Below are 20,218 nucleotides of genomic sequence, written 5' to 3'. Positions count from 1 at the left end.
GCGACCGTATCTCAGAGCAAACAGGAGATGTGAATGTCCGATCAGGTGAACAAGTTTCTCGGCGACTCGCTCGGCCGCACATTGGTGAAGCTCTTGGTGGTTTCGCTGATCGTCGGCTTCGTGATGACGATCTTCGGCTGGACGCCCTATGAGATCGTCTACGGCATTCGCGATTTCATCCGGGAAATCTGGTACCGCGGCTTCTCGGCTCTCGGCCGCGTCGGCGATTATCTGCTGCTTGGCGCCACGATCGTCATCCCGATCTTCGTCATCATCCGTCTCTTCAATTACCGCCGCTGACCATGACCTTCACAATCGTCTCCCGGCGCGGGCTGCTGCGTCTTTCCGGTCTGGCGCTCGTCGCGGGCGTCGCAAGCTGCACCACCACACCGAAAATGTCCTCGACGCCCTCAGACGGCCAGGACGAGACGGCGGCGGCCCTGCCCCTCGTCAACCAGCTGCGCGCCAAGAACGGCCTGCCGCCGCTCAGCATCGATCCGGCTGCGAGCGCGGCTGCGATCTTCCAGGCAAAGCGCATGGCAAGCGCCGGCAAGATGGCGCATCTGATGGGCATGACAGACAGCTTTGGCGCCCGTGTGAAGGCGAGCGGCGTGCAGCTGCCCGCAGCCGAGAATATCGGCGTCGGCCAGAAGTCGGTCGACGGTATCGTCCAGGCCTGGATCAACTCGCCGCATCATCTGGAAAACATGCTCGGCCGCTACAGCGGCGTCGGCGTTGCCGTCGCGCATAATCCATCTTCCAACAACTGGCCCTATTGGGCCATGGTGCTCTCGAACTGAGGCGATTCTGCCTCCTGACCCGAGGCAGGCATGAGCGCTACCAGCGAACGCAATCTATTGGCATTTGACGTAACCCACCGGCTGGTGCTGTCGATCGCCATTCCGATGACGCTCGGCTTCATGACGACGCCGCTGCTCGGCCTCGTCGACACCGGCGTCGTCGGCCATATGGGCCAGCCGGATGCGCTGGCGGGTCTCGCGATCGGCGCCATGCTGTTCGACCTGATCCTCGGCAGCTTCAACTTTCTGCGCGCCTCGACAACCGGCCTGACGGCGCAAGCGCTCGGGCGCCACGATCTCCGCGAGCAGCAGGGCGTCTTCTGGAGAGCCTTCATCTCGGCGATCGCCTGTGGTCTTGCGCTGCTCTGTCTTTCGCCGCTGCTGCTGATCGCCGGATTGAAGCTGATGGGGCCGGAAGCCGGCGTGGCGCAGGCGACGAGCACCTATTTCTCGATCCGCATCCTCGCAGCACCCGCAGCCCTTGCCAACTACGCCATTCTCGGCTTCGTTCTGGGGCGCGGCCAGGGCACCATCGGCCTGGCGCTGCAGATCCTGATCAACGGCATCAATATCGTGCTCGCCATCTATCTCGGCCTGGAGCTCGACTGGGGCGTAGCGGGCGTTGCCTGGGGCACGATGGTCGGCGAAAGCGTCGGTGCGCTGGCCGGTCTCGCGATCGTGCTGCGCAGCTTCAAGGTAGGCGACCGGCCACGGCGCGCCGAAATCTTCTCGCGCCACCGTCTCTCAGAGCTCTTTGCGCTCAACCGCGACATCCTGATCCGCACCTTCGTGCTGATCGGCTCCTTTGCGATCATGACCCGGATCGGCAGCAGCTTCGGCGCGGTGACGCTGGCCGCCAATGCGGTGCTGATGAATTTCTTCCTGCTGTCGGGCTATTATCTCGATGGCCTTGCCAATGCCGCCGAGCAGATCACCGGGCGGGCGATCGGTGCCGCCCACCGCCCTGCTTTCGACCGCGGCCTGAAGCTGACGGCGATCTGGTCCTTCGGTCTCGCCGCCGCCGTGTCGGCCTTCTTCTTTGCCGCGGGTCCCTGGCTGATCTCGGTGCTGACGACCTCGGAAGACGTTCGCGCCGCGGCCAATACCCACATGCCCTGGGCAGCGATCACCGGCCTGACCGGGGCGCTCGCCTTCCTGATGGACGGCGTCTTCATAGGCGCCACATGGTCATCGGACATGCGCAACCGGATGCTGATGTCTTTTGCCGGATATCTGGCAGCGCTCGCGGTCTTCGTGCCGCTCTTTGGAAATCACGGCCTGTGGCTGGCGATGAACGCCTTTCTGCTGTTTCGCGGCATCTTCCTGGCGATGCTGGTGAAGCCGCGGGCCGATCAGACCTTCGCGGCGGCCCAGTAATCCGTCCTGGTGTCGCGAAGTTCGCGGATCGACGAGACTTTCTCGCGATCGAGGAGCTTCGACAGGCCGCGGACGATATCGCCGGGCAGGCCCGGTCCCTCATAGACCATGCAGGAATAGAGCTGTACGAGATCGGCGCCGGCCTTGATCTTCTCCAGCGCCGTCTCGGCCGATGAGACGCCGCCGACGCCGATGATCGGCAATGCCGGACCGACGCGCTTGCGCATGCGGGCGAGAACCGCCGTCGACTTGGTAAAGAGCGGCGCGCCGGAAAGGCCGCCCGCTTCCTTCGCCTGGCGGTGATCCTTCAGACCATCGCGCGCCAGCGTAGTGTTGGAGACGATCAGGCCGTCAAGCGCATGAGACAGCACTTCGGCAGCGATATCATCCATGCCCTCCTCCGTCAGATCGGGCGCGATCTTCAGGAAGACCGGGATCTTGCGCCCGGCCTTGGCGGCCTCTTCATCGCGAGCGGCAAGGACCGCCGACAGCAGCGCGGCGAGGCTTTCGCGTGCCTGCAGGTCGCGCAGGCCGGGCGTGTTCGGCGAGGAGATGTTGGCGGTGAAATAGCGGGCGACGGAATAGAAGCGGCGGATGCCGGTGACGTAGTCGCCGATGCGGTCCTCGCTATCCTTGTTGGCACCGATATTGACGCCGATGATACCATCGCCGCGGATCGCTGCGAGGCGCTGGAATGCGGCCTCATGGCCCTCGTTGTTGAAGCCCAGGCGGTTGATGACGGCGTTGTCCTCGACGAGGCGGAAGATGCGCGGGCGCGGATTGCCGGACTGTGGCTTCGGCGTCACTGTGCCGATTTCCGTGAAGCCGAAGCCGAGCCGCAGCAGCGCTTCCGGCACTTCGGCATTCTTGTCGTAGCCAGCGGCCATGCCGAGCGGATTGGCGAAGGTGAGGCCGGCGACGGTCTGCGCCAGACGCGGATCGGCAGGGATGCGGCAGGCTGGAACCAAGCCGGATTTCAGACCGGCGATCGACATGCCATGCGCGGTTTCCGGATCGAAGAGGAAGAGGCCTTTGCGCGTTGCCTGCTTGAAAAGGTCCATCATCAGATAAGCTCCGGAAAGATATGATTGCCTGCCTCGTCGAGCAGCAGCGGCTTTTCCCAGATGACGGCCGAAAGCGGCAGCTCGCCATAGAGATGCGGGAAGAGATCGCCGCCGCGCGAGGGTTCGAAGATCAGCTTGTCGCCGAGCTTTGCCGTATCGGCCGCGATCAGCATCAGGCCCGCCTGACCGGCGAAATAAAGCGCTGCCGTCTGGCGCGCCTGAGCCGCCGTCGAGAGGTGAATGAAGCCGTCGTTGAGATCGATCCCGGCGCCGCGGAAGACGCCTGCTTTCCGCGCCTGCTGCCAAAGGGTTTCCGTCACGATCTTGTAAACCGCCGGTGTCACGGTCATGATGGCCTCACGAATGGCTGATCCTGGTTGCCAGCGCTTTGCCGCAAAGAGACGGCGATGTCCACGGCCCGCAGGCGAAAAACGACAGCCGCACCGAAAATCCGGAGGATGATCAGATGAAGACGATCGCAATCGGACTTGCCACCCTGCTTTTCCCCGCCACGCTGCTTGCCGCCGAACCCGATACGGCGCGTTTCCAGCTCGAACGCAGCGGCGATCATTTCGTGCGCCTCGACAAGCAGACGGGCGCCATGTCGCTCTGCGAGGAGAAGGACGGATCGCTGGTCTGCCGCATGGCAGCCGACGAACGCGCTGCCTACGAGGACGAACTCGACCGTCTCTCGGACCGGGTCAGCGCGCTCGAAAACAAGAGCATCGTCACCAAGGCGCTGCCATCCGATGCCGAAATCGACCGCTCGATCAGCATCATGGAAAAGATGATGAAGAGCTTCATGGGCGTGGTGAAGCAATTCCAGGAGGATGAAAAGACGGCGCCTCTTCCGCAGAAGACCTGATTTGATATAGTCATATAAGGATGGAGACATGTGTGGCGGGCGCCGCCGCGCATGGGAGGACAGGATCGAGCTCTTGGGAGGGAGTGATCGATGCAGGAACAGACGATCATCATTGCCGATGACCACCCGCTTTTTCGGGATGCGCTTCGCCAGGCCGTGTCAGGGATGGAAGGCGAACAGAGCATTATCGAAGCCGGTGATTTCAGCGCGGCCCGGGCCGCCGCCAGCGATCATTCCGATGCCGATCTGATGCTGCTCGACCTCGCCATGCCGGGTGTCAGCGGTTTCTCCGGGCTGATGTCGCTGCGCTCGGAATATGCCAGCCTGCCGATCGTCATCATCTCCGCCACCGACGACGCGACGACCATCCGCCGGGCGCTGGAACTCGGCGCCTCGGGCTTCATCTCGAAATCCTCGGGGATCGACGACATTCGCCGCAGCATCCAGACGGTGCTGGCCGGTGATATTGCAACGCCCGAGAACTACCGGGACGGCCAGGAACAGGATCCTGACGTTGCGGACCTGATCCACCGCCTGCACACGCTGACGCCGCAGCAGAGCCGCGTTCTGACCATGCTTGGCGAAGGGCTGCTCAACAAGCAGATCGCCTATGAACTCGGCGTCTCCGAAGCGACGATCAAGGCGCATGTCTCGGCCATCCTGTTGAAGCTCAATGTCGACAGCCGCACACAGGCGGTGATCCAGCTCGGCAAGATCAACATGGCGATGGTCGCCTGATCCAAAACAGGATTTTATTCCTCTATCCTCTTTACTATGCGTGAGCTTGGCGTTAATCTTTGCGCCGACTGGAGAGTAGCGCTCAGGGCGCAGGATCACGCACGATGCTGTCACACGAGCAGATTTGGGGAGCGATCGACAGGCTTGCCGAGCGGCACGACCTGACGCCGTCAGGTCTTGCGCGGCGCGCCGGCCTCGACCCCACCTCCTTCAACAAATCCAAACGTCTTTCGGCTGACGGCAGGCTGCGCTGGCCATCGACGGAGTCGATCGCCAAAGTGCTCGATGCGACCGGCGCGACGATGGAGCAGTTCCTGACCTTCATGCGCCCGGCAACGAGCTTTTCCGGGCTTCCGGACGGATCGTTCCCGGCACAGGGCAGTTCCATTCCCCTTCTCGGCTTTGCGCAGGCGGGCGCCGGCGGCTTTTTCGACGATGGCGGCTTTCCGGCTGGCCAGGGCTGGGATGTCGTCGAGTTTCCCGCCGCCCCCTCGCAAAAGGCGGGCGTCTATGCGCTCGAGGTCCAGGGGGACAGCATGATGCCGCTCTACCGCGACGGCGACGTGCTGATCGTCGAGCCCGGCGCGCAGGTTCGCCGCAACGACCGCGTTGTCGTCAAGACACGCGAGGGCGAAGTGATGGCGAAGGTGCTCTTACGCCAGAGCCCACGTTCCATCGAGCTGATGTCGCTCAATCCCGAGCATCCGAACCGGACGATCGAGCTTTCCGATGTCGACTGGATAGCCCGCATCATCTGGGCCAGCCAATAGGAAAATCTTCCATGAAGCCTGCGGCACTTCTGACAGCTGTTGCGGGTATCGCCACCGTCATGGGCATGCTGATGGCAGGACGCGAGCGGTTTTCCGGGCCGGATGCATCGGCTGTCGCCAGCGAGGCGGCCGCATTTGATGCAGGCGACACTGACGCTGCTCCGCCGCCACCAATCACCGATCCGCAAGCCAGCATGAATGCCCGGCCGGTTGACGATGCAAGCCAGTTCTATCCGGCACAGGTGGAAGGCAAGCCGCTGGAGCGCGTTGCAGCGCCGGAGCCAGAAAAGCCAAAGCCGGAACCGAAGAAGGACGCGGTTCTGCCGCGGCCCGTTGCCGAGAGCGCCGGCGTGCTCGCGTTCGGCGACCGCAAGCTCGCGCTACCGGGGATCATCGCAACGCCTGACGACAAAATCTGCAAGGATGCGGATGGCGGCGAATGGCCATGCGGCATGCTGGCCAAGACGAATTTCCGGCTGTTCCTGCGGTTGCGCTCGGTCACCTGCGATCTCGACGACGCCAACTGGTCGGGCACGGCCACGGCGAGCTGCAAGATCGGCACGCAGGATCTCTCCGCATGGCTGGTCGAAAACGGCTGGGCCGAGGCTGCCGCCGGCTCGGCGCTTGCGGAAGCGGGCGAGAAGGCCAAGACAGAAAAGAAAGGCATCTTCGGAGACGACCCGCGCAAGGGCGCGCCAGTGGCGCCGCCGCCCGATCCGCCAGCGGACAATCCTCTCGATCCGCTCTGACGATCCCTTGTAATGCCACAGGGCAATTCCTAAACTTCGGAAGAACAGAGGGAATGACCGAAATGAACAAGCCGCTTTCCGCCCATGATGCCCTGATCTACGTGATGGTCATGGCCTCGGCCGTCGACAGCACGATGAACGATCGCGAGATGGAGCGTATCGGCCAGCTGATCGGCTTCCTGCCGGTCTTCCGCGATTTCGACGACGACAAGCTGATCCCGATCGCGCGCGATTGCGCCTCGCTGCTCTCTGGCCCGGAAGGGCTCGATGTCGTGCTGGAGACGGTCAAGGATACGCTTCCGGCGAAGCTTTACGACACGGCCTATGCGCTGGCCGTCGAGGTTGCGTCCGCCGATCTTTCGGTCAAGGCCGAGGAACTGCGCCTGCTCAGCATGCTTCGCGACCGGCTCGGTCTCGACAAGCTGACCTGCGCCGCGATCGAGCGCAGCGCCATCGCTCGCTTCCGCAAGGGCTAATACAGACCGTTCGGGAAATAGCGCAGATAGATTTCCTGTAGGCGGCCGTTGCGCGACAATGCCGCCAGCGCGTGGTCGAGCGCGGCAGTCAGGATCGCATCGTTCCGGCGCAGCATGATGGTCATCCCCTCGCCCAGGAACTCTTCCGACGGATAGGGACCATCGAAAAGAGAGCAGCATTTCGCCGATGCCTGGGATGATGCCCAGAAGGACAGCTGCAGCGCGTCTGCAAAGGCGGCATCGACCTTGCCATCCTTCAGAGCCGTCAACAGCGCCTCCTTGTTATCGAAGGGGACGGATTTGATCGCCGGGAAATAGGCGGCGAGCATGGCCTCGTGCACCGTTCCCTTGACCACGCCGACCTGCTTTCCAGCGAGCGCCGCGGCGCTATTGCCCTTGATATCCGCCTTGTCATTGCGGGCAAAACGGGCGGGAAGCATCAGATAGGGCCGGGAGAAGGTGAACCGGCTGCGCAACTCCTGCGAGACGGCTAGCCCGGCAATGATGGCGTCGCCCTGCGAGGCGGCCAGCGCCTCCGTCAGATCGGCAAAGGGCAGCGCCTGGATTTCACACTTGTCGGCAATCTCCAGTTCATTGCAGATTTCGCGGGCCAGATCGACATTGAAGCCGGCAAGCTTACCGTTCTGATCGGTAAAGTTGAACGGCGGGAAATCGACCGAAGTCAGGAAGCGCAGCCGCACCAGCGCCGAAAGGTCCGGCTTGGCAAGGCGTTCGCGTGAGTCAAACAGCAGAGGCAACGCGGCAGACGGCTGCTGAGCGCCGGCGACCGACGGCAGAAACACAACCAGCGACAGCAGAAAGGTGAAGAATCCCTTAAAAGCTAGGGATGCAATTGAGGATTGTGTCATTACTATCCAGCCTCGGTTTAGGGGCAGGGCGTCGCCGCTTCGGTGACGGTGTATCAGAGTCATGCGTATCGGGGAATATGCGCCCGGCGGTGCCATCAACGGCGCACGGGAAAACCATGGCAACAATATCCAGACTGTCTTCGCTGCGGCGGAGTACGATGACCTGTTTCGCACGGAAGCGCGCGTTCTTCTGGAACTCGGCATCGGCAAGCCGATGATCGCAGAGGCGGTGGCGCTTGCACGCGCCAACGGCACCTCGATCGAGGAACAGCTGCTGGCATCAGGCTGGCTGCTGCCGGAAAATTACTATGCCGGACTGGCGCGCATGCTCCGTCTGGACTTCGCGGAAACGCTGGATCCCGATCTGATCTACGATATCGACAATCTGGACAGCCAGCTGCTCGATCCAAAGATGCTCAAGCTCCATCACATGCCGCAAAGCATGAACGTGATCGTGCCGCAGGCGCGGCAGATCCCGGCATTGCAGGCACGGCTCGCGGCGCGGCCGGACCTTCGCCCGCACATGCAGGTGACGACGCCTTCGGAAATGCGCCGGGCGGTCTGGGAGCGCGGTGCTCAACGGCGGGTCAGGCAGAGCGTCAACACGCTGTTTGATCGCGAGCCTGATATGAGCGCGCGCATCGTGCTGCTCGGCAAGCAGGGTTTTGTTGCAGGCGTTGCGGTGACCGCGCTTGCCGCCGGCATATTGGCAAGCGCTGACGTTCTGCTTCTTCTCCACCTCTTCGTCTCGCTATTCTATCTCGCGGCCATGGCGATCCGGTTTCTGGCTCTGGCAAAGCCCGCGCCGCGCTTCAATCTGCGCGCGGAAGAGAATGGACCGCTACCGGTCTACACCGTGATGGTTGGCCTCTACCGGGAGGCGGCGGTCGCGGAACAGCTCGCAGCCTGTCTCAAGCGGCTGAACTGGCCGGTGTCGAAACTCGACATCAAGTTCGTCTGTGAGGCCGACGACCGCGAGACCATCGCGGCCCTAAAGGCGCAGGATCTCGGCCCGCATTTCGAAATCGTCGAGGTGCCTGCCGCCCGGCCGCGCACCAAGCCGAAGGCGCTGAACTACGCCCTGACATCCGCCCGCGGGAAATACCTGGCGGTCTACGACGCCGAGGACAGGCCGCATCCGGATCAGCTGCGTGAGGCCCATGCCACCTTTCTCAGGTCGCCCGATGACATCGTCTGCCTGCAGGCGCCGCTGGTCATCGCCAATGCGCGCGACTCCTGGATCTCAGCCGCCTTCGCGCTCGAATATTCGGCGCTGTTTCGCATGCTTCTGCCGGTGCTTGCCATGCTGCGGCTGCCGATGCCGCTTGGCGGCACCTCGAACCATTTCAAGACCAAGATCCTGAAAGACGCCGGGGGCTGGGATCCGCACAATGTTACCGAGGATGCCGATCTCGGCATGCGTCTCTACCGCCGAGGTTATCGCTGCGGCGTCCTCAGCAGCCATACGCTGGAGGATGCGCCCTCCACGGCCAAAACCTGGCTTCACCAGCGGACCCGTTGGTTTAAAGGCTGGCTGCAAACGTGGCTGGTACTGATGCGCGATCCGGCCCAACTCGCACGCGAGATGGGGATATCCGGATTTGTCGTCTTCCAGCTCTTGATCGCCGGGATGCTGCTATCGGCCCTTGCTCACCCCTGGATGCTGTTCTTCATCGGTACCACGATAATCGATCTCTTCCAGCAGGACGCAGTCATGGATCCGGCGCATAGGGTGTTGCTTGTGATGGACAGCTGCAACGTGATCGCCAGCTACATTCTTTTCATCCTGCTCGGCCGCAAGCGCATGACGCCATGGGAAAGGCGTGCGCTTCGTCTGCGCTGGCTGGCATTGCCGCTCTACTGGATGATGCTGTCGATGGCCGCCTGGCGGGCCGTCTGGCAGCTCCGCAGCAATCCGTTCTTCTGGGAAAAGACGCCACACGCGCCAAGCCGCAAAACGGCATAGATTTTCAATCCCGCGATTTTCGATTTCGTAGCGGCAAGCATCTCTTTTCTGTGGTTTGGCCTCGGGACGTTAGGGCCGAATTAAGCAATCTGGATTCTTATCAGCCGCGACGACACCGGCCCCCACACCGTCTGCATGATGCGCGCTCGTCTGACCTTTCCAGGGTATTTCGGAATGCCGCAAGAACGCAGCAGATTACAGCTGAGTTTCAAACATTGATTTCAATCTCTCGCCGCGCGCCAGCAACAAGCCGCAGCGAATGCAACGGGCTTTTTCCATGCTCAAACACCTGAAAATCCGGACAAAAATCCTCTCCGTCATCGCGCTTCTCGGGGTGATAACGATTGCCGGCGTGGGTTACATCATCACCGAATTCCGCCGGGCGGACGCCAATTACAGCGCCTTCATCGACCATGAAGCACTCGCCGCCATGCAGGGCTCGCGCGCCAGTGCCTCGCTGGTGTCCTCCGTGCTGCAGACCTCGACGCTTGCCAATATGAAGCCCGATACGCCGGCCTTCAAATCGGCGCTCTCCAGCCCGAGCAAGATCCCGCAGGCGCGTGATCGCCTGCAGCAGGCGGCGGACCTCGTTCCCGCTCGTAAGGAAGCGATCGGTGAGCTCTTGAAAAGCATCGACGAAATGGAAGCGCTTTCGGCAAAGGTCGTCGAGGCGGGCAAGGCCGGTGACATGGGTGCCGCACAGCTGGCCTCCGCCATGATGGTCGCCAAGCTCAATGCGCTGACGCCGAAGATGACGGCCAATAACGATGCGATGATGTCGATGCTGAACGATGGCGGCGACGCGCTCTCGGTCGCCGTCAACCAGCGCATCAATATCTGCCTTGCGATCATCGCCGCTGCGATCGCCGCAGCCATCGCGCTCGGCGTGTACATGGCGCAGATCGGCATCACCGCGCCGATGATGCGGCTGCGCGAACGGATGACCTCGCTTGCCGAAGGCCAGACCGATGCCGATGTACCCGGTCTCGACCGCAGCGACGAAGTCGGCCAGATGGCGGCTGCCGTCGCCGTCTTCCGCGACAATGCCGTCGAACGCCGCCAGATCGAGGCGCGCGCAGAGAGCGAACGCAATCTCAGCGACAGCGAACGCCGCCAGCGCGAAGCGGAAAAGATCCGCGAAGCCAACGAGCTTGCCCGCACCGTCGACGAACTGGCAAACGGCCTGAAGCGCCTCGCCTCCGGCGACCTCGTCTCGCAGATCGATCAGGCCTTCCCTGAGCACCTCGAAGGTCTGCGCGCCGACTTCAACAATTCCGTCGGCCGCCTGAACCAGACGATGAATGCCGTTGGCGCCAATGCCCGCGCGATCGGCGCCGGTGCCAACGAGATCCGCTCTTCGGCCGACGAGCTGTCGCGCCGCACCGAGCAGCAGGCGGCCTCCGTCGAGGAGACCGCTGCCGCACTCGAGCAGATCACCACGACGGTCAGGGACGCGGCCCGCCGCGCTCAGGAGGCGAGCCAGCTCGTCACCCGCATGCGAGGCGGCGCCGAAAAATCCGGTGAGATCGTCCAGAAGGCGGTCAATGCCATGCAGCAGATCGAGCAGTCGTCGGTCGAGATCGGCAACATCATCGGCGTCATCGACGACATTGCCTTCCAGACCAACCTTCTTGCCCTGAACGCCGGCGTCGAAGCCGCGCGTGCCGGTGAAGCCGGCAAGGGTTTTGCGGTCGTCGCCCAGGAAGTGCGTGAGCTCGCCCAGCGCTCGGCCAATGCGGCCAAGGAGATCAAGTCGCTGATCACCAATTCCGGCACGCATGTGCAGACGGGCGTGGCGCTCGTTGGCGAGACCGGCAAGGCGCTCGATGCTATCGTCCACGAGGTGCAGGAGATCAACCAGCACGTCCACGCGATCGCCGAAGCCGCCCGCGAACAGTCGACCGGACTGCAGGAGATCAATACGGCGGTCAACACGATGGACCAGGGCACGCAGCAGAATGCCGCCATGGTCGAGGAAAGCACGGCCGCCAGCCACAACCTGGCAACCGAGGCAGCCTCGCTCAACAACCTGCTCTCCGAGTTCCGCCTGACCGGCACCGGCGGCTTCGCCGCGGCAGCCCCGGCATCGGCAACCACCCGCCCGATCGCCTCGCGCCCCGCGCCGATCCAGCCGGCGACACCCGCCGCCAAACCCCGCCCGGCCTCAATCCGCGTCGCTAACTCTGCCACCGCAAGACCGGCGGCCTCGCCTGCCCGCGCGCTCGGCCAAAAGCTGATGAGCGCCTTCAGCGGCGGCAGCACCGCCAGCGAGAGCAAGGAAGCGGATTGGACGGAGTTCTGATCGGTTGAGCCTTAATAGACGATGGGCGGCTCCGGCCGCCCATCGCAATTTCAGGGCTACTTTTCAGCGATCGCTCAAGCGCCATCAGCAACCGGAAAGCGTGCAGAGACGCTCCGGTGAACTTGCCCTCTGGCCGGCTTTCGGCTACTTCCTAAGCCGATCTGATCGTGGAAGCAGCAGCCGTTGAGCCTCATCAAACTTCATTTCCGGCTCGTTGCCAGCCTTATCATCCGCGAGATGAACACGCGCTATGGCAACAAGATTGGCGGCTATATCTGGGCGATCGTCGATCCGCTCGCCTATATCGTCTTCCTGAGTTTCATCCGCCGCTCGCTGAGCGCCACGCCCCCCCTCGGCGGCAGCGTCGCGCTGTTCATCTCGACCGGCTATCTCGGCTTCCTCTTTTACGTGAACCTGTCGTCCTACGTCTCGTCGGCCGTCAAATCCAACAAGGCGCTGATGAACTACCCGCGCGTCGCGCCCTTCGACGCAATCGTCTCACGCGTCGTGTTGCAGTTTTCGACCACGGCGGTGGTGACGGCGCTGACACTGTTCACACTGGCGAAGGGCCTTGGCGGCCTGCCCAGCGTCAATTGGCCGACGATCATCGAAGCGGCACTCTCGACCTCGATGATCGCGATCGGCATCGGCCTGATCAATGCCGGCCTGTTCGTCCGCTGGCCCTGGTACGAAGAGGTCTTCGACATTATGAACCGGCCTCTGTTCATACTTTCCGGTGTGTTCATGCTGCCTGACGAACTGCCTCACCCTTATGCAGATTACTTTCTGCTGAACCCTCTGGTTCACTGCGTGATTTGGTTCAGAACTGGCTTCTATCCGGAGTATCGCGCCTATGGTCTCGATAGAGGTTATGTCCTAGAGGTCGCCTTCTTGTTGATTTTTGTTGGCATGTTGTCGTTTACTATCCATCGAAAAATTATAAAAAATGAGGGATAAGGATTACGCAATGATTGGCATCACGCAGCTCATTTGAGCCTGACGGGTTTGCAGGAAGACCGCGCTGCTGCACAACATATAATTGCAAACTCGATACAATCCGACATGATGTGCATTTGAGCATAAGGGGCTAGGAATGGCAGATGCAAAAGAAAAACTGGCGCGTGCAATAACTGCAAAGTTCACACAAATTATGAACAACCCACGCGAAATCGAGAAAGTCGTGCGACAAGCGGCGAGTACAATTGAGCGACAAAAGATATCTAAACGCTTTTTTGAAGATACATATAAAAAGCTCTACACGCCAACTGAATTAGATACGCGTCCTTTCCTCAACATCGGCCCGGGATCATTCAGGCACGTCCACTGGAGAACAAGCGACAAGAAATACGATGGTGAAGCTTGGACAAAAATGCGACGAGGCATAGAGCAACCCGAAGTTGATTATGATTGGGATCTCTATTCGCGTAAAGGCATGCCAGAGGCTGATAACTTCTTCAAGGTGATATACCTGAGCCACGTGATTGAGCACCTATTTCCAGAAGACGTAGATCATATGTTGAGTGAGATTAGACGTCTCCTTGAGCCACATGGGCTCGTCCGCATCGTGTGTCCCGACGCTCATTTAATGGCAACCGCCTACACCAACGAGGATTGGATGTTCTTTTTCCACTACCTCTCAGTAAAAACACAACGATATGACTTCCCTATTCCTGACCAAGATCTACGGGAGCGGTGCGCGAGGTTTTTACTCGATTGGGTAAGCCTTGCCGTTAATGAGGGCAACCCCCAACAGGTCCCCAAAGGTCAAGCATCTGCTTTTATAGAAAAGCACAGCGACATCTATTCGGCGCTTGACGCGGCAGCCGCCATGTCATCTCGTGAAGTAAATATGAAGATTGGCGCCCATGTTAGTTGGTATACTCCACAAAAATTGATGAGCCTTTTAACAAAGGCAGGCTTTACTCAGGTAACCGTCTCAAGACATTTACAGAGCCAAGAGCCCATATTGCGCGACCCTGTATATTTCGACCGCACCGATCCAGAAATGTCGATGTTCGTTGAGGCCCGTCGTTAAGATGATGAAAATGCGAATCTTGATATGGGCAACCCCTTGGGCAACCCAAGGAGGTGATATATTTTTCTCGCTCAATGCGTTTCGGCATCATTTGCTAAAACAGGCTCAAGCTTTGACAGACGTTGGCTGCAACGTCACCATCGCCTGCCCAAGCAGTTTTGTAAGATATATCCCCAGATCAGAGACAAAAATTTCCGTTATCGCCCTGGATGAAGGCGAGGCTCTAAGGGCGGCCGGAGGTTGGGCAGATCCGTCCCCAGGCTTGTACTTAGGTGATGAGAACAAAGTAAACTCAATTTACCGTTGGCTGGAAACAAAACTCCCACGCCACATAGATGTTGTGCTTCTTTGGGAAACACCTACCCCATACTTTCAGCGCCTTTATCCGAGCGCATTAGTAATCAGCCAGATGCCGGGCACCTTCGCGCGCGCACCTTATCCTCACACGGTAGTCTTCGATCCAATCGGCCTTTATAGAGAGGGTGCACTTTACAAGCTATCGAGCGAACTCATTTCCAGGAAAACACCCGCCGACGGCCTTGTCGGAGATTTTATCGATGAAGCAAAGAATATATTTCGGAATTACCCGTTTAAAACACGTGACGCACTGAATAAATCAGGATCATTTGATCGCATTTCCGTGTTGCCTCTTCAAATAAGCGATCATTATGCTTTTAAGATAGACACAGGATTTACAAATCAACGTCATTATTGCATCTCCGCGCTTGAAAAAATCGACAATAGAACCGCTGTTTTTATTACGGAGTACGTTTCAAAACTTTATAGCGATAGGGTCTTCGACCATAATTTTTCCTCGTTTGTTTCTGATCGATTTCCAAATGCCATATATGATCCTGATACGCTCGATACACCTTCGGTAACCCAACACCTCCTACAATTTGCAGACGAAGCGGTGGTAGCTACATCTGGCATAGGCATGCAAGCTATGATTTGGGATCTTCCGCTAAAAGTGATCGGTAATACTCATCTGAGCCCCTACGACCAGCAGTATGTGAATAGCCCAAGCCAACGCAGAAATATCCTCGAGTTTGAGCTTCTGCGCCATCAGCCTCTTGCCTCTACAGTGACCACAGGAAAATCTCTAGTCGCATTGATCGAGGAGTTACACAGCAGAAAAAGCGGAAAAATAGCGGAGCGCTTTGTAGACTTTAGGGATTTTGATCCGTTGTATGAAGACATTCTTATGAATTCATTTAACGCAAACGACGTTGCGAAGGTATGGCCTAAGAAATGGAGCCGAGCGTCACGGCAAGACAAAATTTCTCAACTTTTAGATTTGATCGGAAAAGAAAAACCAAAGCTTATTTCTTTTGATCTATTTGATACATTGGTAACACGTGGCGTTGAGCAGCCGGCAGATCTGTATAAACTGGTAGAAGAAGACCTCAGGATCAGAGGCATAAAAGTGCCGTTTGATTTTGCCCAAAAGCGGCTAGCCGCTGAAATAATGGCACGTGAAAAGGCTGTGAGCGATGAGATTTCTCTCGACGACATTTACCGGGAGTTTGCTCTTGCGGAGGATCTGAGTCCGACGGAAACGCTTTCCTTCTCTCAAAGAGAGATTGAGATTGAGATTGCCTTGTCGAAAGTTAGGCCACTCGGTAGGGATCTGTACGACGTCGCCTTGAGCAGCGGCGTACCGATATGCGTAACTAGCGACATGTACCTTCCATTTGCGTGCATAGAGCGGATTTTGCAGAAATCTGGATTTGATGTCGCCTCAATATACCTATCAAGCGATATCGGAATGACAAAAAAATCGGGAGCTTTGTTCCAATATATTTCTGACAGTCTCGGCATTAGCACGAACGAGATAATACATATTGGCGACAACCTGCGAACAGACATTCAGGCGGCGTCAGAGAAAAACTTGAAAACGCTTCACACGCCGCGCGCTGTCGAGGCCCTCTGGCAAAGCGAACGTTTTAATCCCATTTTCTCGCGACAGGCTCCACAAGCCTCGCTAGCGAGAAGTTCTATGGTCGGCGCAATCGCCTACCGGCTTTTTGACGATCTGGACTTTGAAACTCGAAGCGTTTCAAAGGGCGATCCGTGGCGGCTCGGATACGCGGCACTTGGCCCGCTGATTTATGGCTTCGTCACCTGGATTAGAAAGACAGCACTAGAGGATGGCATTCAGGATCTTCATTTTCTCTCTCGAGAGGGAAAGATCTTGATGGATGCCTTTAACGAAATCGATAGGCATTCGCCGAGTGGAATTAGAACAAACTATTTGTGGGGTTCGCGTCGGGCAATAAGAGTGGCGCAGCTGGATAAACTTAGCGACATTCTGGAGCTTTCAAAGCAAACAATCGATAAGACCGCGACTTTGGCGACGCTACTCAAAAGCAGGTTCGGCATTGATGCCGCTTCAATCGATCGAGAAATCATTCGGAAGTCTGGCTTTAATTCAGCCGTGGACAGAATTAGTACGTCTCCCGATCACTCGGTCAAACTAACGAAGCTCCTAACAATGATAAAGGATGACATCCTTTCTGCGGCAAGGAGCGAGGGAAAGACTTATCGAGAGTACCTTGACGCCAGCGGCCTGAACACCGATCGCAAAGCTGCTGTCGTCGATATCGGTTGGCATGGCAATATGCAAGGTAGTCTCGGGCAACTTCTCGGCAAGCCTCTAACCGGGTATTACTTTGCTACGCTAGAGGCTTGCACCAGGTGGCGAGCTGAGGGCCATACTATGCGTGGTTACTATGTGGAAGATTGCTCTATTACGACAGACAAACCCCTACTTGCAAATCGGCTAATGCTCGAGCACATGATGTGTGACGTGACGCCGAGCATTACTAGCGTCGAGAAGTTCAGCGAGGGGTTTCGGCCAGTATATTCACACGAGACTGCGGATGGCCGCAGAGCGACGATTGCGGCCATGCAAGCGGGAGCATTGAAGTTAGTTTCGGATATTTGCAAGACACTCGGAGACTTGAGATATCACGTCGACTTCAAATCCGATGTGACCCTACCAGTCTTAGAGAGCATTTTGGCAAATCCACATCCAGAAGATGCGCTATTTTTCATAGGACATTCTATAGAAGATAGCTTCAGCGGCGCCAACGCTCGATACTTTATTGCTACCGGCAAGCGTGAGGGCTCATTCAATGTAAAAGGATCCTATTGGCGCGCCGGCGCGGCAGCTCTATCAACAGCGGAAGCTGGCGAATTCGGCTGGAGTCGAGTCAAAAGAAATAAGATCATAGCCCGATCTCTTCGAATTCTTGTGAGGCCATTCGTCAGCCTAATTGGGGATCCTATGGACTGCGTTAAGTTCGATTTGGATCCCGCGTCATTTTTCAAGAATCTAAAGAATCCTAGGTATCAAAAGATCGGAAAAATTCTATTTGGAACTTGATAGCTAGGCACCGACAACAGAGGTTGCTAGACAGGAAAAGCTGGAGCGGGTGAAGGGAATCGAACCCTCGTATTCAGCTTGGGAAGCTGCTGCTCTGCCATTGAGCTACACCCGCGCAGCACCAGCCTTCCAACAGATGGGAGGCGGTGTCAAGGCGGTCAGATGCGGAAGTGTTTCGAGAGCTTTAGGCCCTGGGCCTGGTAGTTGGAGCCAAGGCCGGAGCCGTAGAGGCTGACGGGTTTTTCCAGCATGTGCTCGTAAATCAGGCGGCCGACGATCTGGCCGTCTTCGAGGATGAAGGGGACTTCGTGGCTGCGCACTTCGAGCACCGCGCGGCTGCCGCGGCCGCCGGCGGGCGCGTGGCCAAAGCCCGGATCGAAGAAGCCGGCGTAGTGGACGCGGAATTCGCCGACCAGCGGGTCGAAGGGGGTCATCTCGGCCGCATAATGCGGCGGGACGTGGACAGCTTCGCGGGAGACGAGGATGTAGAATTCGTCCGGATCGAGGATCAGCTCGTTGCGGCCGCGGCTATAGAGCGGCTCCCAAAAATCGAAAATGTCGTGCTGGGCCTTCTTGTCGACATCGACGACGGCCGTGTGGTGCTTGCCGCGGTAGCCGATCAGGCCTTCCTTGTCGCCGGTGAGATCGATCGACAGCGCAATGCCACCGCCCGAGACGTTCGGCTTGCTGCTGGCGACCAGCGTTTCGGCGTCGTGCAGGGCCTGCAGCTCCGGCTCACCCAAAATGGAGTGGCCGACGCGGAAGCGGATCTGCGACAGGCGCGAGCCGCGGCGCACGACGATCGGGAAAGTGCGCGGCGATATCTCGAGATAGAGCGGCCCGGAATAGCCAGCCGGGATCTTGTCGAATTCCTGGGCGTAATCGGTGATGACGCGGGTGAAGATATCGAGACGGCCGGTCGAACTCTTCGGATTGGCCGAGGCCGACATATCCGATGGCAGGTCGAGGCGCTCCATCAGCGGCACGATATAGACGCAGCCGGTTTCGAGAACCGCGCCTTCCGAAAGATCGATGACGTGCAGGCTGAGGCGATCGAGCTTGTCGGCCACCAGATGCGAGGGGCCGGGCATGAAGCTGGCGCGGACCCGGAAAGCCTTGGCGCCGAGGCGCAGGTCCAGGCTCGCCGGCTGGATCTGATCGCGATCAAGCTCCCGCTCCGACACGAGGCGGCCGGCTTCAAACAACGCAGCAATGGCACGATCGGCCAAAATTCCAGTTTCGCGAGCCATCATGCTCCATCCATAGTTCGTGGCCGACAAAACCAAATACAGGGAATTGACGCAAGAAGCTAACGGCAGTATTGCAGCTTTATCCCGTGGTGATTTGGCCGGTCGGCTTGCAGCCACGTTAAACAAGTGGCTAAAAAGACCGGGTGTGAAACCGGTCTGCATTTGCGGCCGGTTTTTTTGTTTTTGAGGTGATGGCATGAGCAAGTCCTGGCGCCCTGCAACCCAACTCGTTCACGGAGGCACTCTGCGCTCGCAATATGGCGAGATGTCGGAAGCGATCTACCTGACGCAAGGCTTCGTCTACGACACGTCCGAGGCGGCGGAAGCGCGCTTCAAGGGCGAGACCGACGGCTTCATCTATGCCCGCTACGGCAGCCCCACCAACGACATGTTCGAAAAGCGCATGTGCGCGCTTGAAGGTGCTGAAGATGCGCGCGCCACGGCTTCCGGTATGGCTGCTGTTACCGCGGCGATCCTCTGCCAGCTGAAGGCCGGCGATCATATCGTTGCGGCCCGCGCACTGTTCGGCTCCTGCCGCTGGGTGGTCGAGACGCTGGCACCGAAATACGGCATCGAATGCACGCTGGTCGACGGCCGCCACCTGGAAAACTGGGAAAAGGCGATCACCCCAAAGACCAAGGTGTTCTTCCTGGAAAGCCCGACGAACCCGACGCTTGAGATCGTCGATATCGCCGGTGTTGCCAAGCTGGCGAACCAGATCGGCGCCAAGGTCGTCGTCGACAACGTCTTTGCGACGCCGCTCTTCCAGAAGCCGCTGGAGCTCGGCGCCCATATCGTCATCTATTCGGCGACCAAGCATATCGACGGCCAGGGCCGCTGCCTCGGTGGTGTCGTTCTCTCCGACAAGCAGTGGATCGACGAGAACCTGCACGACTATTTCCGCCATACCGGCCCGGCCATGTCGCCGTTCAACGCCTGGACGTTGCTGAAGGGCATCGAGACACTGCCGCTGCGCGTCGCCCAGCAGACGAAGAACGCCTCGAAAATCGCCGACTTCCTGGCGGAGCAGAAGCAGGTCGCCCGCGTGATCTATCCGGGCCGCAAGGACCATCCGCAGGCCGATATCATCGCCAAGCAGATGACCGGTGGCTCGACGCTGGTCTGCTTCGAGCTGAAGGGCGGCAAGGAAGCCGCCTTCAAGCTGCAGAACGCGCTCGACGTCGTGACGATCTCCAACAATCTCGGCGATACCCGCAGCCTGATCACCCATCCGGCAACGACGACGCACAAGAACCTGTCGGACGAGGCGCGCGCCGAGCTCGGCATTTCGGCAGGCACCGTTCGCCTGTCGGCTGGTATCGAAGACACGGACGACCTGCTGGAAGATTTCGCGCAGGCTCTGTCGAAGATCCCCGCCTAAGCAAAGAGCCGCCGGACTTGCCGGTCCGGCGGCCTGCCCCACCTAAGGGACAAGCCAGCTCTACCTTATTAGAGTCATTAACTTTGAATGTTAGGATTAACAATCAAAACGGCGTGCAATCGTCTGTATTTGACTGATGATGCAGCGGCATTTCTTGACGGAGCCAATGCCGTATAAGATACGAGTAA

General features: G+C 59.0%; 18 protein-coding genes, 1 tRNA gene and 1 riboswitch. Of the genes, 14 read left to right on the top strand and 5 right to left on the bottom strand.

What is annotated here, in order from left to right; translation table 11 throughout:
• Positions 1–33: 33 nt before the first annotated feature.
• Genes ACEN84_RS11550 through ACEN84_RS11540 form a run of 3 tightly spaced genes read left to right on the top strand, consistent with a single transcriptional unit; the run spans position 34 to position 2,177 of the window.
• Entirely contained in the window at positions 34–300 is a 267-nt protein-coding gene (locus ACEN84_RS11550) for a DUF6460 domain-containing protein (protein ID WP_025555281.1), read from the top strand.
• Positions 301–302: 2 nt separating this feature from the next.
• On the top strand, positions 303–800 hold the full coding sequence (locus ACEN84_RS11545) for a CAP domain-containing protein (protein WP_130279118.1): 498 nt from the start codon (positions 303–305) through the stop codon (positions 798–800).
• A gap of 30 nt (positions 801–830) precedes the next feature.
• Positions 831–2,177 (top strand): MATE family efflux transporter, encoded by a 1,347-nt coding sequence (locus tag ACEN84_RS11540; RefSeq protein WP_413710933.1) that lies wholly within the window; start codon positions 831–833, stop codon positions 2,175–2,177.
• On the opposite strand, the gene ACEN84_RS11535 is transcribed toward ACEN84_RS11540, so the two are convergent.
• On the bottom strand, positions 2,153–3,241 hold the full coding sequence (locus tag ACEN84_RS11535) for a quinone-dependent dihydroorotate dehydrogenase (protein ID WP_413710932.1): 1,089 nt from the start codon (positions 3,239–3,241) through the stop codon (positions 2,153–2,155). The genes ACEN84_RS11540 and ACEN84_RS11535 overlap by 25 nt on opposite strands.
• A complete protein-coding gene (locus ACEN84_RS11530) occupies positions 3,241–3,591 on the bottom strand; it encodes a DUF952 domain-containing protein (RefSeq protein ID WP_413710931.1) in 351 nt (116 codons plus the stop codon). Before ACEN84_RS11530 ends, ACEN84_RS11535 begins: the two co-directional genes overlap by 1 nt.
• A 116-nt stretch (positions 3,592–3,707) precedes the next feature.
• Here ACEN84_RS11530 and ACEN84_RS11525 point away from each other — a divergent pair, with 116 nt between their 5' ends.
• From ACEN84_RS11525 to ACEN84_RS11505, 5 genes are all read left to right on the top strand, one after another.
• Entirely contained in the window at positions 3,708–4,106 is a 399-nt protein-coding gene (locus ACEN84_RS11525) for a hypothetical protein (RefSeq protein ID WP_413710930.1), read from the top strand.
• A 90-nt stretch (positions 4,107–4,196) separates the two neighbouring features.
• Positions 4,197–4,844 (top strand): response regulator, encoded by a 648-nt coding sequence (locus tag ACEN84_RS11520; RefSeq protein ID WP_203429637.1) that lies wholly within the window; start codon positions 4,197–4,199, stop codon positions 4,842–4,844.
• 104 nt (positions 4,845–4,948) lie between these two features.
• Positions 4,949–5,614, top strand: a complete 666-nt coding sequence (locus ACEN84_RS11515) for a helix-turn-helix transcriptional regulator (RefSeq protein WP_112713502.1) — start codon at positions 4,949–4,951, stop codon at positions 5,612–5,614.
• A gap of 11 nt (positions 5,615–5,625) precedes the next feature.
• On the top strand, positions 5,626–6,363 hold the full coding sequence (locus ACEN84_RS11510) for a thermonuclease family protein (RefSeq protein WP_413710929.1): 738 nt from the start codon (positions 5,626–5,628) through the stop codon (positions 6,361–6,363).
• Positions 6,364–6,425: 62 nt separating this feature from the next.
• Positions 6,426–6,839, top strand: a complete 414-nt coding sequence (locus ACEN84_RS11505) for a tellurite resistance TerB family protein (protein WP_112387497.1) — start codon at positions 6,426–6,428, stop codon at positions 6,837–6,839.
• Here the strand turns inward: ACEN84_RS11505 and ACEN84_RS11500 are convergent.
• Positions 6,836–7,708: a transporter substrate-binding domain-containing protein gene (locus ACEN84_RS11500; protein WP_413711294.1), complete on the bottom strand. Its 873-nt coding sequence runs from the start codon at positions 7,706–7,708 to the stop codon at positions 6,836–6,838. The genes ACEN84_RS11505 and ACEN84_RS11500 overlap by 4 nt on opposite strands.
• A gap of 61 nt (positions 7,709–7,769) precedes the next feature.
• On the opposite strand from ACEN84_RS11500, the gene ACEN84_RS11495 reads away from it, so the two are divergent.
• The 5 genes from ACEN84_RS11495 to ACEN84_RS11475 all read left to right on the top strand — a co-directional run bounded on the left by ACEN84_RS11495 (position 7,770) and on the right by ACEN84_RS11475 (position 17,399).
• Positions 7,770–9,674, top strand: coding sequence for a glycosyltransferase family 2 protein (locus tag ACEN84_RS11495; protein WP_413710928.1), 1,905 nt, complete (start codon positions 7,770–7,772; stop codon positions 9,672–9,674).
• 277 nt (positions 9,675–9,951) lie between these two features.
• Entirely contained in the window at positions 9,952–11,976 is a 2,025-nt protein-coding gene (locus tag ACEN84_RS11490; protein ID WP_413710927.1) for a methyl-accepting chemotaxis protein, read from the top strand.
• A gap of 183 nt (positions 11,977–12,159) precedes the next feature.
• Positions 12,160–12,933, top strand: a complete 774-nt coding sequence (locus ACEN84_RS11485) for an ABC transporter permease (protein WP_413710926.1) — start codon at positions 12,160–12,162, stop codon at positions 12,931–12,933.
• A 136-nt stretch (positions 12,934–13,069) separates the two neighbouring features.
• Positions 13,070–14,011, top strand: coding sequence for a class I SAM-dependent methyltransferase (locus tag ACEN84_RS11480; RefSeq protein WP_413710925.1), 942 nt, complete (start codon positions 13,070–13,072; stop codon positions 14,009–14,011).
• A 10-nt stretch (positions 14,012–14,021) separates the two neighbouring features.
• Complete coding sequence (locus ACEN84_RS11475; protein WP_413710924.1) at positions 14,022–17,399, top strand: HAD family hydrolase; 3,378 nt, start codon at positions 14,022–14,024, stop codon at positions 17,397–17,399.
• Positions 17,400–17,440: 41 nt separating this feature from the next.
• On the opposite strand, the gene ACEN84_RS11470 is transcribed toward ACEN84_RS11475, so the two are convergent.
• Positions 17,441–17,514, bottom strand: a tRNA-Gly gene (locus tag ACEN84_RS11470).
• Positions 17,515–17,557: 43 nt separating this feature from the next.
• Positions 17,558–18,652, bottom strand: a complete 1,095-nt coding sequence (locus ACEN84_RS11465; RefSeq protein ID WP_162708642.1) for a 2'-deoxycytidine 5'-triphosphate deaminase — start codon at positions 18,650–18,652, stop codon at positions 17,558–17,560.
• Between the two features lie 73 nt (positions 18,653–18,725).
• Positions 18,726–18,804: riboswitch (SAM riboswitch) on the top strand.
• 41 nt (positions 18,805–18,845) lie between these two features.
• Between ACEN84_RS11465 and ACEN84_RS11460 the strand changes: the two genes are divergently transcribed.
• Positions 18,846–20,030 carry an O-succinylhomoserine sulfhydrylase gene (locus tag ACEN84_RS11460; protein WP_413710923.1) on the top strand — a complete coding sequence of 395 codons (1,185 nt, stop codon included), beginning with the start codon at positions 18,846–18,848 and terminating at the stop codon, positions 20,028–20,030.
• Positions 20,031–20,218 lie beyond the last annotated feature (188 nt).

The organism is Rhizobium sp. Rhizsp82 (genome assembly GCF_047325115.1).
Taxonomy (GTDB): Bacteria; Pseudomonadota; Alphaproteobacteria; order Rhizobiales; family Rhizobiaceae; genus Rhizobium.
The sequence above is the reverse complement of the archived record's forward strand: the minus strand, read 5'-3'. Positions and strand labels throughout refer to the sequence as shown.

Coding starts and splice junctions, on each gene's coding strand:
- ACEN84_RS11530 (WP_413710931.1), bottom strand. CDS start 3,591: ATGACCGTGACACCGGCGGTTTACAAGATCGTGACGGAAACCCTTTGG.
- ACEN84_RS11540 (WP_413710933.1), top strand. CDS start 831: ATGAGCGCTACCAGCGAACGCAATCTATTGGCATTTGACGTAACCCAC.
- ACEN84_RS11515 (WP_112713502.1), top strand. CDS start 4,949: ATGCTGTCACACGAGCAGATTTGGGGAGCGATCGACAGGCTTGCCGAG.
- ACEN84_RS11465 (WP_162708642.1), bottom strand. CDS start 18,652: ATGATGGCTCGCGAAACTGGAATTTTGGCCGATCGTGCCATTGCTGCG.
- ACEN84_RS11500 (WP_413711294.1), bottom strand. CDS start 7,708: ATGACACAATCCTCAATTGCATCCCTAGCTTTTAAGGGATTCTTCACC.
- ACEN84_RS11505 (WP_112387497.1), top strand. CDS start 6,426: ATGAACAAGCCGCTTTCCGCCCATGATGCCCTGATCTACGTGATGGTC.
- ACEN84_RS11510 (WP_413710929.1), top strand. CDS start 5,626: ATGAAGCCTGCGGCACTTCTGACAGCTGTTGCGGGTATCGCCACCGTC.
- ACEN84_RS11495 (WP_413710928.1), top strand. CDS start 7,770: ATGCGTATCGGGGAATATGCGCCCGGCGGTGCCATCAACGGCGCACGG.
- ACEN84_RS11535 (WP_413710932.1), bottom strand. CDS start 3,241: ATGATGGACCTTTTCAAGCAGGCAACGCGCAAAGGCCTCTTCCTCTTC.
- ACEN84_RS11550 (WP_025555281.1), top strand. CDS start 34: ATGTCCGATCAGGTGAACAAGTTTCTCGGCGACTCGCTCGGCCGCACA.
- ACEN84_RS11475 (WP_413710924.1), top strand. CDS start 14,022: ATGCGAATCTTGATATGGGCAACCCCTTGGGCAACCCAAGGAGGTGAT.
- ACEN84_RS11460 (WP_413710923.1), top strand. CDS start 18,846: ATGAGCAAGTCCTGGCGCCCTGCAACCCAACTCGTTCACGGAGGCACT.
- ACEN84_RS11480 (WP_413710925.1), top strand. CDS start 13,070: ATGGCAGATGCAAAAGAAAAACTGGCGCGTGCAATAACTGCAAAGTTC.
- ACEN84_RS11525 (WP_413710930.1), top strand. CDS start 3,708: ATGAAGACGATCGCAATCGGACTTGCCACCCTGCTTTTCCCCGCCACG.
- ACEN84_RS11490 (WP_413710927.1), top strand. CDS start 9,952: ATGCTCAAACACCTGAAAATCCGGACAAAAATCCTCTCCGTCATCGCG.
- ACEN84_RS11520 (WP_203429637.1), top strand. CDS start 4,197: ATGCAGGAACAGACGATCATCATTGCCGATGACCACCCGCTTTTTCGG.
- ACEN84_RS11545 (WP_130279118.1), top strand. CDS start 303: ATGACCTTCACAATCGTCTCCCGGCGCGGGCTGCTGCGTCTTTCCGGT.